The sequence below is a fragment of the Zobellia sp. 1_MG-2023 genome (assembly GCF_030549125.1).
GTDB classification, from domain to species: domain Bacteria; phylum Bacteroidota; class Bacteroidia; order Flavobacteriales; family Flavobacteriaceae; genus Zobellia; species Zobellia russellii.
On record NZ_JAUOSY010000003.1, the window covers coordinates 1 to 13,426 of the forward strand.

The following is a 13,426-nucleotide window of genomic DNA, read 5'->3' on the forward strand; positions in this document are numbered from 1 at the left end:
GTGACCGTATCGCTGGCATCGGGATTGGAAACGGAGGTTACGGTAACCTCCGCCGTGCCCAGCCCTACCGCGATACATACATTGTTTTCGTCTATGAGAACGACATCGGGGTCACTGGAGACCACCGTTACCTCCTGATCGGTAGCATTGGGCGGGTCGAAGGTGAACGCAGGGGGTATCTCGTCCCCGAGCTTCATCTTGATCGTATCCTGGCTCGAAAGGGTTATCGATATTACCTCTATAAATTCCACCACGTTGAAGTCCACACCGGCCTCGATCTCCTGTCCGTTGCTGTCTCGCAGGGTGAAGACCAGTTGCTGCGGGCCTATCTCCGAAGGGGTGAAGACGAGCGGGTAGGTGCCGGGGACGATAGGGCCGTATTCCCCCTTTGGGGCGTAACCGTTCTCCTCCGAGGGCCCGAGGCTTCCCGCGCCCGAACCGAGCCCGTATACGGCCTGGTAGCCGACCTCCAGGTCGGTGTCCAGCCTTTCGAACACCAGTGAAACGTCCACCGGTTTTTCCAGTTCGAGCTCCGAGAGCTCGCTGGAGGCCTCCCAGACCACCGGTACATCGGAGAGCTCGTAGGAGACCTCTATATCCTGTGAGATCCCGAAGTTGTCCGCCCCGGTTATTTTTACCCTGTGGCCGCCGGTCTTGGAACCCATGTACACCAAGGGAGCGGAAAGGCCCTCGGATATGGGCCACCCCTTCCCGGGTTCCACGCGGTTGCCCTCCATGTCCTCGAAATGGCCCTCGCCGTCGAGTATCTCATAGGTGATGGTATATTCGTAGTTCTCCAGTACCTCCTCGGGAACGATGGTAAAGGTGCTGGGAAGCCCCTGGTTCACATAGCCCTCGGCGGTGTGCTGCTCGCTGAGCTCGAACTCCACCTCGGTGATGAGCCCTACCTCCTTGGTACAGGCAAGGGCCAACAAAAAAAGACAAAAAAAGGATATCGGGATCTTTATGTAGTTCTTCATTTTTCCAGTATGGGGACCAACGACTTTTTTTAATTATCCGTAAACAATAAAACTCTCGCTTTTAAAAGAAAGTCCTACAAGATATGCAATCCGTTCCAACCCTGCATAACCAAGGAACTTTTTTGATCGGAACTCTGGACCAAATGCAGGATTATTGGATAAGACGAAAATAAAGTCTAAATCCATACCGCTATAGATCAATTGAAATAGTAACGGATACCCAAACCGCTATAGTTCGTAAGATTACCGAAATCACTATTAACATGATAGAACTCAGAGGTCTTTATCAATAACGAAAGATGTTCCGTAAGTATAATGTCCAAATCTGCCGTAACTACACCGCCGTATATAAACTTGCTCTCCCCATCAACGGATACGATATTGCTTAACTGCAAGTTTCCGTTGTTAACCGACTCATATCCTGCCAAGACTCCTCCTCCCAAAGAAAGTGACTGCATTTTCCTGTTTCTACTATAAACTGTTATAAAATAGGAATAACTGGCTGTTACGCTCATATATGGAATACGGACGGCTCCACTTTTATAGTTGGCATACGTACCGTTCAAAGCTATTTGAGTATGGGTTGTTTCACTTAAGTTGGTATTATACGTTATCTCTCCTCCATAACCGTCACCAAATAACCCCCCAGACACCGAGAAAGTATTGGAATAAGTTTGAGAAAAAGCTAGTATTGGAAAACATAGCAATGAAAATATAATTGTGATATGTTTCAATTCGAGGGAGAATTAATTAATAAATAATCGAGTGGCAGTATCACCAAGTTGTCACTATTTGTATCAGCTAAAACTACAGAAATTTTTTCCTTGGCACTAATATTAAAATTTTTAAACACATAAACAACCTCATTTATGCCTTCTGGATCTATACTTTCTTGAAGATTAAAAGTGTATAGGGGGTTCATGATTTTTTCAAGTTGCCCCACTTTTGCTTTTTTAAAAAAGCTGAGCCCCGCGATATCATATTTTCTTTTTGAGTTATTCTCTATTTGCACCACAAAATACTTCTCGTTCCGATCCACCAAAATATTATTGAGCCGAACAGCAATTTTTTTGTTTTGTCTAAAACTACGTTTAAATACGGTTTTCTGCAGATAATTATTTTCACAAAAAATGCGATAGTACTCTTCACGATCTACATCATACAAATCTTTTTCTTCCGTATCATCATTACTCATGTACACCGGTTCTTGAATAATCGTATATTTTTGACTTTCTGAAACATTCGTAGTTAGTGCTTCGCTTACCTTATTTTTTGGTTGATTGTTGGCTGTGACATTTTCAATAGGAATTTCATTGGTTTCCACAGTTTCTTGACTGTCATTACCAGAAGGTTGTTCAACAATTTCAGGCCTCTTAGAGCTCTCGCCATTACCTGACATGGTTTTACTTATTGCTTGATCTGTTGTTAAAATAAAACTGAATTCCGGAACTTCCTCTGCATAACTCAATGCAAACGAGTAGATATAACCTTGTTCGGTAATAACCAAAAGATTGCTCGCCCTACCCTTCCTTCCTTTCAGCAATCCAATGTTAGAACCACTTTCATAACTAAAACTAAAATTTGCCGCAGGCTCAACTACCTTTTTAATAGTAGATGGAAAAAATATGGTTGTAGTTACAAAATCATTAGTTTTTACAGAAATAGGGGTCTGCGACCAAAGGATGTGACTCGAAAATAACAGGCTACCCAGAAAAAAAATAAGTTTTATAGGGAACGACTTCATAAGTAGGTGTAATTTCTTTCAATGAATAATTTAGTGTCTTACACGAGAATGAAAAACACAAAAATACTAATTAACTGGACAACTATCCAAATAATCGATTAAGAGAAGGATTTAAGGGTTTTAGGTACTGTAAACCTAATATACAAGAGGAATGACACCAAAAGAAATAATTACAACACACTTTTTTAACCCAATAATCCATATTGAATACGAAGGGTTAACCTGTTGCGTAATCTAATACAATCATCCCTTCAAGTATTTTCTAAGACTTCTTTAATTATAGGTATATATCCATAAGTTTTGCGTGAGGCAATTATGTTTTATTATGTTGGTAACCATCACCTATATTTGAAAATAAGTCTTAACTAAACTATCAATATCTTTGACCTTAAAAATTTTATCAATTATAATAAGGTGATATTTTAGGAATCAACCATATCAAACCAATGTACAGAAGTGAAAAACTAGCGCTTAAATATGATATCAGATAAAAAGTACCTACATTTTTCTCTTTTTTGCTTTCCATTTCAAATTCTGCCAAGTATTTTAAGTGCTTATCTTTATAATGATAAAAAAGTTCGCAGAAATATAAAAACACTAAAGCTATAATAGCAATTACTACGTTACTATTTCCAGTAAAGACCGACACCAAAATAGTTTTATCATTCACTGCATATAGAAACACAAGAGTGAGAAAAAAAAGTTGTAAGATATGTGTAAATGCCAATGTAATAGCAACTGAGGTCTTTGGAGTGCTATTTTTAGTCTCCATTGCAAAAATGTACAGGCGATAATAAATGTAACGCAAAAATTTTGGCGGGTGTAGTTTGAACATAAAATCCATTAATATCTATAGTTGAAAATCATTTTCCTTCTGCTGCGCACAAGTATTCAGCCTTTACTTCAATCTGTTGTAGTTTTTTCAATTTACGATTTCTAGATGACCTAAATCCGTATTTACTTTTTTATATGTGGCCGTATCAACTTCGTTGGGCTGGTTTATGACCATTAGACTATCTTTAAAGGCCACTTATTTGATACAACGGTTCTTCATTTGAATAAATAGTATTATCAACAATGTTATATTTTGAACAAAACCCTATGCCTACCTTGTATTGAATCATTTGACCCTGATTATCAAAAACCAAATAAAAATGGTCTATGTCGTCACCGTCTTCCGGTGCATCGTTTGATTCTTCGACAACATCTTCACCATCTATTTTCATGGTAAAGCCTATTTCCGGCTTTGAACGGCGTGCATAATGCCAAGTTCCGTTTAAACCAATTTCTTTTTCATTATTACTATCTTGAAACGATAAAACGGAAATAGAGAACAAGCTAAGGTATACTATTACAAAAATTTTCAGTTTAAAGTTTAATTATCGTTCCAGAAATTGATTTACCTTATTTTTTTGTAAAGAAAATCCCGCTTTCTTTATTTCGCTAGTGTCGGTTATAAGAAATCCTTGCTGTAATACAGAATGTTCCGGATTTCTCGTTGAGTACTTTACCGTATAGTACTGACCGATTTTGACTTTATGATCACTATCATAAGCATTACTATTTTCATAAACTTGACCCGACACATAATACCTATAGTAAATATACTCTCCTGATGTAACACCTTCCATATAGTCGTATACGAAACCAATGGTATACTCTGCATTTGTATTTATATCATTTTTGATATACCTAGAAACAAAATAAGTGGTCAGGAACAAAAAAACCACTATAATAAGTACCTTAATTTTACTTTTGTCCAAAATCATTCTCGAAATGAAATATTATCCCCCCCCCCGCTAGCGCTCTTATTTTACGAGTGCCGTCTATGCTACTCACATTACAGTTTTCATCTTACTATCTAAAATACAAATGACTTTAGGTAGCTTTTTCTAGTTTAATCCAGCTCTTTCTATGTACGTCACTCGTTGCAAACGAGCGCTATAGAAGGAAACAGTCTAATTAAATTTTATAGTAGAAGTCAATTGATTGAACTTTTCAATATTCTCCTGAAAGTTTTCTTTGGCACTTCCCATTATAACCACCACTCTTCTCCCATTATTGATTGCCGTAAAGACAGTCTGGGTTTTCACTCCTTCGGATTCGCCATACACCATTTCCTGAAAACAATCATAACCATTGATTTTATTTTTAGAAGTCTGTTTTCTGCTGGTAACTTTAAACCCTTTCTCAATACTGGAATTGATGATATTATCAACTACGAGTTTCAAATTTGGGTTAGTGGGATCGACGAGTATTTGGTTTATAACATATGAAGAACTTGTGTCGTTGGGGTATTCGCCGTTTTCAGTAAAGTGAAATATTTCATTAGCCTGAAAAAATAGTTCGAAGCCACTTTTTTCTACATCAACGGAAAAAAATGCAGCTTCCATCGAACCTATTTCTCGGTCTTTGTCATATTTTATGCTTTTAAATGAATTTATTATATGACTAACTTCAGTATTATTTGTATTGTTCGTAACGGCAACCGCTAATACAGAAAAAAAAGCATCGCCAAAAACTAAGGTAACCGATCGGTTTGCATAATCACTATTGGTAACGAGCACTTTTCCATAGTAATCATCAATTATCGTTTCTTCAAAGTCATATACTTTTGCACCAATGTTCTCGTAAGCTTCTTTTGAATATTTGTTAGAATTAGCATAATAATCTGTACCGTACATATCGTAAAACCGGATTATTTCATCATTACCATTTTCGAGACCGATAAAATCTTTGGACAAATGAAACCCCAAAGGGAGTTCAAGGTATATTCTGGTACCAGGAATTAATGTTAAACCTCTTTTTGCTTTATCGCTGACAAGGTTCTTTTGAGAAGAACATAGAAATGTAAAAAGAAACAGTGTAACTAGTAATAAAGATGTTTTAAGATTTTTCTGTTTCATGTCAACTACATTTTATTCTTGAAACTGATTTCTTTTCTTTTGTGGTAAAGAAAATCCCGCTTTCCTTATTTCGATGGTATCAGTAACGGGTTGGTCTAATAAAATCTCACTCCAACTTGGGTTTTTCTCAGCATATTTTACTTTATAAAACTTAAATGAGTTTTTGGAAAAGTAGTGTATATCAAATCTTCCTTCAAACTTTTTCTTATCTACATAATATATGTACACACCATATTTGGATCCCTTACCTTCCCTTTTTCCCAATATTTTTGCAATACCATAACTATCAATACTATTTAAGGTTTTTTTTCTACATTCATCATAACCTATCAAAAGTACTGTAATAATAACAACTAGGACAATACCTTTTCCTTTTCCACTTAAAGTCATTTAGTCAATAGTTCGAATTAGTTTTTTCCTCGGAATTTTTCTTTTTAATAGTTTCTATTGTCGTATTGATATTAAACTGTATTGTTTCATTCATTAAGTTACCAAAAACAGGGGATATTTTTTCCATGGTATGACCGATAGTCTTATTAAACCTCTCATTAGTAGTTCCTAATACTTTTCGATCATCTATATAAAATTCAAAAAATACAAAATTTGAAGAATTTTCTTTTTGAATTGATACACATTTTGCTATACCATAAGTATCTAGACCATTACTTCTTGAGGCCTCTAACTTATATGAATCGGAATTTTCATTGGAACGAATAACTGTAGAATAAATAGCTATAAAAAAACAAAAAATGAGATATAAAAAGACAAAATAAGTACCTTTACCCCGTTTTTTCTTATCCAAATGTTTAAATTCTTTTAAAAACCCCTTCCATTTAGCCTTATAAAAAAAAAGATAATAGTGTAAAACAAGAATAAAACCAATAAATAACAGCATATTCCCCTTACTTATCCTTTGAACATTATAAAGACTACAAATAAGTATGTATATAAACGTATGAGGAATAGCTAAAAAAATCGCCGCAGTATAATGGGCCGTTGGTTTTTCACTACTATATGAAGAATACCACCTGTATATAATGAAAAAAAAATACCTTAAGTATTTTGGAGGCTGTATTTTCTTAAGCCAAACTTTCATTAAAACTTCAATTTTTGAATATTTACGCTTGGAGCCACAAAAGTATTATCTATTTTAACCTGTCTTTCTTCCTAGTATAAATCAATTTCTTGAGATTTTATAGGAGCCTTATAATCCACTTCAAATTTTAGAGGTTTACTCTCATTACTTTGATATTATCCAAAAGCTAGCAATTAACATTACTAAACTTACAAAAATATAAATAAATAGATAGACCGATTTTTTACTGTCAATTGGGGTATTCTCAAATTCTTCAATATAATTAAGGTGCTTGTCTTTATAAGAATAAAACAACTCTACCAGATAAAGAAATAAGAGTGCTACAATCCCAAAAGCCCATCTTCCAATCCCATCGAAAAAATATGTCCATATATCAATCCCGAACCCTAAATTTAGTAAATCAATAAAAAAAAGAAATTGCACCCCATGCGTAAAAGCCATTGTTATTGAACTGGATAACTTTGGCGTAGTATTATTTATAGCTAATGCATAACTATACAAACTATAATATATAAATCTTAAAAATTTAGGTGGTTGTAGTAAAAGTAAGGACTCCATCAATATCTAGTATCGAAAATCATTTTTTTCCTTTCCACTCACAAATTATCTTGATTACCGTGCGTCTTCAAGAAAATATTTGTTTCAAGTTTTAATCAAAGTAACTCTAATTCGATAAGTCTATTCCAAGGAAAAAATCAAAAAAAATAGGATATGACGCTAAGAACAAACACACAAATAAATATAGAAAAAAATGAAAATTTCTATTTTCTTTTTCAAGGTTTCCAAATTCATTTATAATAGCTACCCACTTATCATTTTTGTAAAATAAAAGATAACTTAAACCTAAAAATAAAAAATAACAAATTAAAACATAATGGGGTCCAACATTCTTCAGCAAATTAATCCCGAAAGAAAACTTAAGAACATAGGAGATCGTAACAATAAGAAATACGAACTGCGCCATTAAGGTTAACGCAGTGCCTACTAATGCAGAAAACTGAGCGTCATTGTCCCAAAGACTCCGAGAGAACTTGTACTGGAGGTAAAACATATACCTATAAAACTGTGGTGGACGTAGATTTTCTATCCAACTCATTAATAAAATTTCTTAAAAAGCCCCTCGCTAGCGCTCATATTTTACGAGTGCCGTCTACGTTACTTACAATACCATTTTTCATCTTATTGTCCAATAACACTAATGATTTCAGATAGCTTTCTTTTTAGTTAAATCCTGTTCTTACTTTGTGCGGTACTCGCTGCAAGCGAGCGCTAGCTGAGGGTTACTTACATTACCATTTTTATCTTATAATCTAATAATACTAAAGATTTCAGATAGCTTTCTTTTTAGTTTATTGCTGTTCTTACTCTGTACGGCACTCGTTGCAAACGAGCGCTAGCGAGGATTCGACCTTACTTGACACATAGCCCAGAGTTGCATTTGAGTCTATTTTTTGAGGCAATATTTTTCTTATTGCGGTTAGATATTCAGGGCAGTTTTCCATTAGATTACCAGTAAAAGTAACTGCAAAAGCATATGCTACTTCCTCTTGGTTGTCGGTTCCTATTTGCCGGGCAATCTCTTTTCTTATCGACTTAACCTTATCAGGATTATTATTTCGTAAATTTAAACTAAGTTTGGCCATATCCTTCAAGATATTTTCTGCGGAACTATTCGATAAATCTAGCTGCTTAATGCCTTTACAGAATTCTGTAGACATATCTTGCGAAAAAGCCTTTTCTTTACAAGAAATAGCAGAAATAAAAAGAACTATCATTAATATAAACCTCATAGCTATTTTTTTTATTCACATTATAAAAAGTAACCAACTCTTTTGGTTTCTCCATTTTTCACTACCCACTATATTCGTTAATTTGTTATGCCAGCTAATGGTTGCTCAGTCCGAACATTGAACGGTGCCATGCAATATTTTCCTCTACTAAAATACCGAAGTTTTACCTATTAATTTTTGCTCTTCATTCTGTTTCCAATTGCATTACCAACACCGCCTAAAAGTGCCGCCGTTACAACTTCTATCCAATTTATGCCACTGTTTGGCTCTCTTGTTAAAGAAGAATAGACCATATAAATTATGACCGGTGCATAGGAGGCTATAGTAATCAAATTGTTTTTCATACGGGATACTTTCAAATTTTAAACGTAGCAAATACTAGATTATTTTTTTAAGCTAAAACAGAATGCAGTATGATCATAAACACAAAAAGAACATGACTATTCTTTTTTGCTTTTTAACTTGAAGCCCGCCGCTTCAACGGCAGAGGCATCGGTAATCATTTCATCCAATAGAATCTCATTTATTTCAGGGTTTTTACTTGAGTATCTTACCTTGAAGTATTTGTTGACCAAAAATTGATCTATATTTCCTCTATCGTAAGTTGCTCCTTCTATTTTTTTGTTATCCACATAAAATTCATACATGGCATAAGTAGAAGCATTTTGGTACTTAAAATGAGTAAATTTACCAATGGTATAAGCCGAATAATATTTGAAATGATAAATTGACCTAAAATATTTGAACGAAAAAAAGCAAATGACTAATACCAGCAGTAATTTCACCGGTTTTTTGGAATTTAACCAATCCATCATTTGTCCATTTCTTTTTTAATTTCAACTTCAATAGCGAGAAAAAGGTCCTATTACTTTGGGATATTAATGTTATCCCTTCTAATCCAAACTAAACCCAGCCTTCTTTATTGCTACGGTGTCCGTAATTGGATGATTCAACAACAATTTACTTTCGTTGATTTTTTTTCTTGAATATTTTACCTTAAAGTATTTATTGATCAATGATTCATCAATATCTTCTACATTGGTAGTTCCTAATATTTTTCGATTATCTATATAAAATTCAAAAAATACAAAATTTGAAGAATTTTCTTTTTGAATTGATATACATTTTGCTATACCATAAGTATTATAATTTTTTGCATCATCTTTAATCCTCTTTTCTTTTCTCGTTTTATTTCGCTCTAATTCTCCGAAGTAAATTGGACTAGCGGCAAGCGTAATTGAAAAAAAAAGATACGTAAACAACAAAATTGTCCCTTTAAATCTTTGATTGTCACTAAGATGTTTGAATTCTTTTACATAACCTTGCCATTTATTTTTATATAGAAATAAAAAATAATGAATAACACCTAATATAATTACTATTGAAAACACTAATGGGTATTTGTAAGAAATTGAAACAAAAACATTTGGCAAAAAGACTAGTAGAAGAAAAAACAATAAGAAGAAATGAATAAAAGACAAAAAAAGTACAGATGTATAATGCGCTTGATACCGCTCACTTACATAGCCAGTATACCATCTATATGATATATAAAAAAAATATCTTAGAAATTTGGGCGGAGTTAATTTCTCTAGCCAAACTTTCATTAAAACTTCATTTTTTGAATATTTATGCTTGGAGCCACAAAGGTATTATCTATTTTAACCTGTCTTTCTCCCCTATACCAATTAATAAACATTGGGTTGAAACAATCGAATTTAATTAGGCTAAAATCAATGATAATAAGGCGAAAAACTGATAATGATATAACCTATAATGAACAATGATATTGGGATACTTAAAACCAAATATAGAATTAAATAAATCGTTCCTCGCTTATGTTTGGCTTCTGTTTCACTTTCAAACTCCGAAATATATGTTTTAAATTTGTTACCGTGCTGATAAAAAATCTCAACCACATAAAGAAAAGTTAGAAGCATAGCAGCTAAAACAACTCTATTAACCTCTTCAAATATAACACCCCAATAATCTTTTCCAAGGATTGCCCCTACACTTAGTATTATCAATAAAAGTTGTATAAAATGTGTGAAGGCTAAAGTAATTGATGCTGACAATTCAGGGGTTCTGTTGTTTGTTTTTAAGCCGAATATGTAAAGGCGATAAAAGATATATCTTAAATACCTTAGAGGTCTAATTTTTGTCAAAAACTCCATTAATATCTATTATCAAAAATCATATTTTTCCTTTCCACTCACAAATTATCTTGATTACCGTGCGTCTTCAAGAAAATATTTGTTTCAAATTTTAATCAAAGCAACTCTAATTCGATAAGTTTATTCCAAGGAAAAAATCAAAAAAAATAGGATAGAACGCTAAGAAAAAACAAAAAAATAAGTACATAAAAAAATGAAAATTCCTATTTTCTTCTTCAAGGTTTCGAAATTCATTAATAATAGCTTTCCATTTATTATTTTTATAAAATAATAAATAACTTAAACCAAAAAATAAAAAATAACAGATTAGAACGTAATTAGGTCCAATATTCTTAAGCAAATTAATCCCGAAAGAAAACTTAAGAACATAGGAGAGCGTAACGATAAGAAATACGAACTGCGCCATTAAGGTTAGCGCAGTACCCACTAATGCAGAAAACTGAGCGTCATTGTCCCAAAGACTGAGAGAGAACTTGTACTGAAGGTAAAACATATACCTATAAAACTTTGGCGGACGTAGATTTTCTATCCAGCTCATCAATAAAATTTTTAAAAAAGCACCCTTTTCCTTGGGACTCCTGTATTATCTTGCTTCACCGTACGTTCTTCTATATAGTACTTTCTTTCTTCCTCCATAGTTGGTTGGTACTCAATTTCAAAATTCATGTCTTTCATAAGAAATCCATATTTTTGGTCAAATAGCATCTTATTTCGTAAACTATTCTCACTCAGTGACATTCCACTTGGCTTGCCCCCGCTAGTGCTCGTGTTTTACCAGTGCCCTCTATATTACTTACGTCACTAATTTCATCTTATTATCTAAAAACACAAAAAAATTAAGATATCTTTCGTTTTAGTCTATCCCTGTTCTTACTCTGTATGGCACTCGTTGCAAACGAGCGCTAGCGGGGGGATAAAATTAATAAAAAGGCGAAAAACTGATAATGATATAACCTATAATGAACAATGATATTGGAATACTTAAAACCAAATATAGAATTAAATAAATCGTACCTCGCTTATGTTTGGCTTCTGTTTCACTTTCAAACTCCGAAATATATGTTATAAATTTGTTACCGTGCTGATAAAAAATCTCAACCACATAAAGAAAAACTAGGAGCATAACGGCTAAAACAACTCTATTAACCTCTTCAAATATAACACCCCAATAATCTTTTCCATGGATTGCCCCTACACTTAGTATTATCAATAAAAGTTGTATAAAATGTGTGAAGGCTAAAGTAATCGATGCTGACAATTCAGGGGTTCTGTTGTTTGTTTTTAAGCCGAACATATAAAGGCGATAAAAGACATATCTTAAATACCTTGGAGGTCTAATTTTTGTCAAAAATTCCATTTTCCTTCTGCTACGGACAGGCAATCTCCTTTTACTACAATCTGTTGTATTTTTTTTCAATTTACGATTTCTAGATGACCTAAATCTGTATCTACCTTTTCATATGTGGCAGTATCAACTTCATTGGGTTGTTTTATGACCATTAGACTATCTCTAAAGGCCACTATTTGATACAACGGTTCTTCATTTGAATAAATAGTATTGTCAACAATGTTATATTTTGAACGAAACCCTATGCCTACCTTGTATTCAATCATTTGACCCTGATTATCAAAAACAAAATAAAAATGATCCATGTCGTCACCGTCTTCCGGTGGATCGTTTGATTCTTTGATAACATCTACACCATCTATTCTCATGGTAAAGCCTAATTCCGGCTTTGAACGGCGCTCATAGTGCCAAGTTCCGTTTAAATCGATTTCTTTTTCTTGGCATGAAACAGCTAATGGAAACAATACAGCCAAAATTACAAAATAGCGCATTTACTATTGTTTTAGCTTGTAATTACTTTATAAAATCAATCTTAAATTTTAGGCATATAATATCTGTTCTTACTTTGCATGACACTCGTAAAATACGAGCGTTAGCGTGAGGATTAACTATAATACCCAAAGATTACAGCTGCTAAAACAAGAATCAAAAAAATTATGCCTCCAATCTTTATTTCCTTCGCTACTTCTATTTTACCATCAGCTTTATGAGCTAGATTCATTTTTTTATATCAAATTTATAAATGAAAATTAACCGGAAAACACTTCCAATTGTTTGAAACATGAAAAAAGTAATCTATTATCCTCTACATTAATATTCATAATTGTCTGTACCTCTGATAATCATTTCTATAGTTTCTCATTTAACATAAACATTATACATAACATGCTGGGTACTCGTTTTTATTTGTATGCTATCGTTGCCTCTATCTATAAATAGATAATCTCTTATGTACCCTTCAAATAACTGACTACCTTTTTTCTCAAAAGTTATATCATAAATAGGGATAATGCTATCTCTTATTCTTGCATAAGTATCATACCTTTTCCTTTTGAATTCTTCAAAATTATTAGATAAAGAATCCGTTTTAGCAAAATGAAAATCAATGACATGGGTATCATCATTCCCCATCTCATCAAATTCAGAATGATAAATTAAATGCCCCTTCAAAGTATCATTAATTTGAATAGTATCAGGAAGATAATATCGCATTTCCTTATCAGTTCCTATTATTTGAAACGTTTTCTCATCCAGTACTTCTACACTTTTTGTTTGCTTTATATTATACTTATTGTCTCGACATCCAAAACAAATCAATAAAACTCCTAAAATACTGATTCTAGTAATTTCCATTATCGAATTTTTCTTCAGCTAATTTTTGATTCTTT

At 33.5% G+C, this 13,426-nt stretch carries 18 protein-coding genes; all 18 read right to left on the minus strand.

Going from position 1 to position 13,426, the window contains the following annotated elements:
* Positions 1-980: Ig-like domain-containing protein (locus Q4597_RS07335; protein ID WP_303405554.1), on the minus strand; the 980-nt coding region annotated here is incomplete at its 3' end.
* A 33-nt stretch (positions 981-1,013) separates the two neighbouring features.
* Positions 1,014-1,166, minus strand: a complete 153-nt coding sequence (locus Q4597_RS07340; protein ID WP_303405555.1) for a hypothetical protein — start codon at positions 1,164-1,166, stop codon at positions 1,014-1,016.
* 11 nt (positions 1,167-1,177) lie between these two features.
* The gene (locus Q4597_RS07345; protein ID WP_303405556.1) at positions 1,178-1,633 is read right to left on the minus strand and encodes a conjugal transfer protein TraO; all 456 of its coding nucleotides are present in this window, start codon (positions 1,631-1,633) and stop codon (positions 1,178-1,180) included.
* Between the two features lie 77 nt (positions 1,634-1,710).
* A complete protein-coding gene (locus Q4597_RS07350; protein WP_303405558.1) occupies positions 1,711-2,724 on the minus strand; it encodes a hypothetical protein in 1,014 nt (337 codons plus the stop codon).
* Positions 2,725-3,743: 1,019 nt separating this feature from the next.
* Positions 3,744-4,061 (minus strand): hypothetical protein, encoded by a 318-nt coding sequence (locus tag Q4597_RS07355; protein WP_303405560.1) that lies wholly within the window; start codon positions 4,059-4,061, stop codon positions 3,744-3,746.
* Positions 4,062-4,103: 42 nt separating this feature from the next.
* Positions 4,104-4,493, minus strand: a complete 390-nt coding sequence (locus tag Q4597_RS07360; protein WP_289039991.1) for a hypothetical protein — start codon at positions 4,491-4,493, stop codon at positions 4,104-4,106.
* Positions 4,494-4,682: 189 nt separating this feature from the next.
* The gene (locus tag Q4597_RS07365) at positions 4,683-5,630 is read right to left on the minus strand and encodes a hypothetical protein (RefSeq protein WP_303405564.1); all 948 of its coding nucleotides are present in this window, start codon (positions 5,628-5,630) and stop codon (positions 4,683-4,685) included.
* A gap of 12 nt (positions 5,631-5,642) precedes the next feature.
* Entirely contained in the window at positions 5,643-6,020 is a 378-nt protein-coding gene (locus Q4597_RS07370; protein ID WP_303405565.1) for a hypothetical protein, read from the minus strand.
* A 4-nt stretch (positions 6,021-6,024) separates the two neighbouring features.
* On the minus strand, positions 6,025-6,726 hold the full coding sequence (locus tag Q4597_RS07375; RefSeq protein ID WP_303405566.1) for a hypothetical protein: 702 nt from the start codon (positions 6,724-6,726) through the stop codon (positions 6,025-6,027).
* Positions 6,727-8,087: 1,361 nt separating this feature from the next.
* A complete protein-coding gene (locus tag Q4597_RS07380; protein WP_303405567.1) occupies positions 8,088-8,516 on the minus strand; it encodes a hypothetical protein in 429 nt (142 codons plus the stop codon).
* Between the two features lie 170 nt (positions 8,517-8,686).
* A complete protein-coding gene (locus Q4597_RS07385; protein WP_303405568.1) occupies positions 8,687-8,860 on the minus strand; it encodes a hypothetical protein in 174 nt (57 codons plus the stop codon).
* Between the two features lie 96 nt (positions 8,861-8,956).
* The gene (locus Q4597_RS07390) at positions 8,957-9,331 is read right to left on the minus strand and encodes a hypothetical protein (RefSeq protein WP_303405570.1); all 375 of its coding nucleotides are present in this window, start codon (positions 9,329-9,331) and stop codon (positions 8,957-8,959) included.
* Positions 9,332-9,409: 78 nt separating this feature from the next.
* On the minus strand, positions 9,410-10,123 hold the full coding sequence (locus tag Q4597_RS07395) for a hypothetical protein (protein WP_303405571.1): 714 nt from the start codon (positions 10,121-10,123) through the stop codon (positions 9,410-9,412).
* A gap of 126 nt (positions 10,124-10,249) precedes the next feature.
* Positions 10,250-10,591 (minus strand): hypothetical protein, encoded by a 342-nt coding sequence (locus Q4597_RS07400; protein WP_303405573.1) that lies wholly within the window; start codon positions 10,589-10,591, stop codon positions 10,250-10,252.
* Between the two features lie 648 nt (positions 10,592-11,239).
* Entirely contained in the window at positions 11,240-11,365 is a 126-nt protein-coding gene (locus Q4597_RS07405; RefSeq protein WP_303405575.1) for a hypothetical protein, read from the minus strand.
* 244 nt (positions 11,366-11,609) lie between these two features.
* On the minus strand, positions 11,610-12,107 hold the full coding sequence (locus Q4597_RS07410) for a hypothetical protein (protein ID WP_303405577.1): 498 nt from the start codon (positions 12,105-12,107) through the stop codon (positions 11,610-11,612).
* Positions 12,104-12,529: a hypothetical protein gene (locus Q4597_RS07415; RefSeq protein WP_303405579.1), complete on the minus strand. Its 426-nt coding sequence runs from the start codon at positions 12,527-12,529 to the stop codon at positions 12,104-12,106. The genes Q4597_RS07410 and Q4597_RS07415 overlap by 4 nt, the downstream gene beginning before the upstream one ends.
* A gap of 367 nt (positions 12,530-12,896) precedes the next feature.
* On the minus strand, positions 12,897-13,391 hold the full coding sequence (locus Q4597_RS07420; protein WP_303405581.1) for a hypothetical protein: 495 nt from the start codon (positions 13,389-13,391) through the stop codon (positions 12,897-12,899).
* Between the last annotated feature and the right edge of the window lie 35 nt (positions 13,392-13,426).

Coding starts and splice junctions, on each gene's coding strand:
- Q4597_RS07340 (WP_303405555.1), bottom strand. CDS start 1,166: ATGGATTTAGACTTTATTTTCGTCTTATCCAATAATCCTGCATTTGGT.
- Q4597_RS07350 (WP_303405558.1), bottom strand. CDS start 2,724: ATGAAGTCGTTCCCTATAAAACTTATTTTTTTTCTGGGTAGCCTGTTA.
- Q4597_RS07360 (WP_289039991.1), bottom strand. CDS start 4,493: ATGATTTTGGACAAAAGTAAAATTAAGGTACTTATTATAGTGGTTTTT.
- Q4597_RS07365 (WP_303405564.1), bottom strand. CDS start 5,630: ATGAAACAGAAAAATCTTAAAACATCTTTATTACTAGTTACACTGTTT.
- Q4597_RS07370 (WP_303405565.1), bottom strand. CDS start 6,020: ATGACTTTAAGTGGAAAAGGAAAAGGTATTGTCCTAGTTGTTATTATT.
- Q4597_RS07375 (WP_303405566.1), bottom strand. CDS start 6,726: ATGAAAGTTTGGCTTAAGAAAATACAGCCTCCAAAATACTTAAGGTAT.
- Q4597_RS07380 (WP_303405567.1), bottom strand. CDS start 8,516: ATGAGGTTTATATTAATGATAGTTCTTTTTATTTCTGCTATTTCTTGT.
- Q4597_RS07385 (WP_303405568.1), bottom strand. CDS start 8,860: ATGAAAAACAATTTGATTACTATAGCCTCCTATGCACCGGTCATAATT.
- Q4597_RS07390 (WP_303405570.1), bottom strand. CDS start 9,331: ATGATGGATTGGTTAAATTCCAAAAAACCGGTGAAATTACTGCTGGTA.
- Q4597_RS07395 (WP_303405571.1), bottom strand. CDS start 10,123: ATGAAAGTTTGGCTAGAGAAATTAACTCCGCCCAAATTTCTAAGATAT.
- Q4597_RS07405 (WP_303405575.1), bottom strand. CDS start 11,365: ATGAAAGACATGAATTTTGAAATTGAGTACCAACCAACTATGGAGGAA.
- Q4597_RS07415 (WP_303405579.1), bottom strand. CDS start 12,529: ATGCGCTATTTTGTAATTTTGGCTGTATTGTTTCCATTAGCTGTTTCA.
- Q4597_RS07420 (WP_303405581.1), bottom strand. CDS start 13,391: ATGGAAATTACTAGAATCAGTATTTTAGGAGTTTTATTGATTTGTTTT.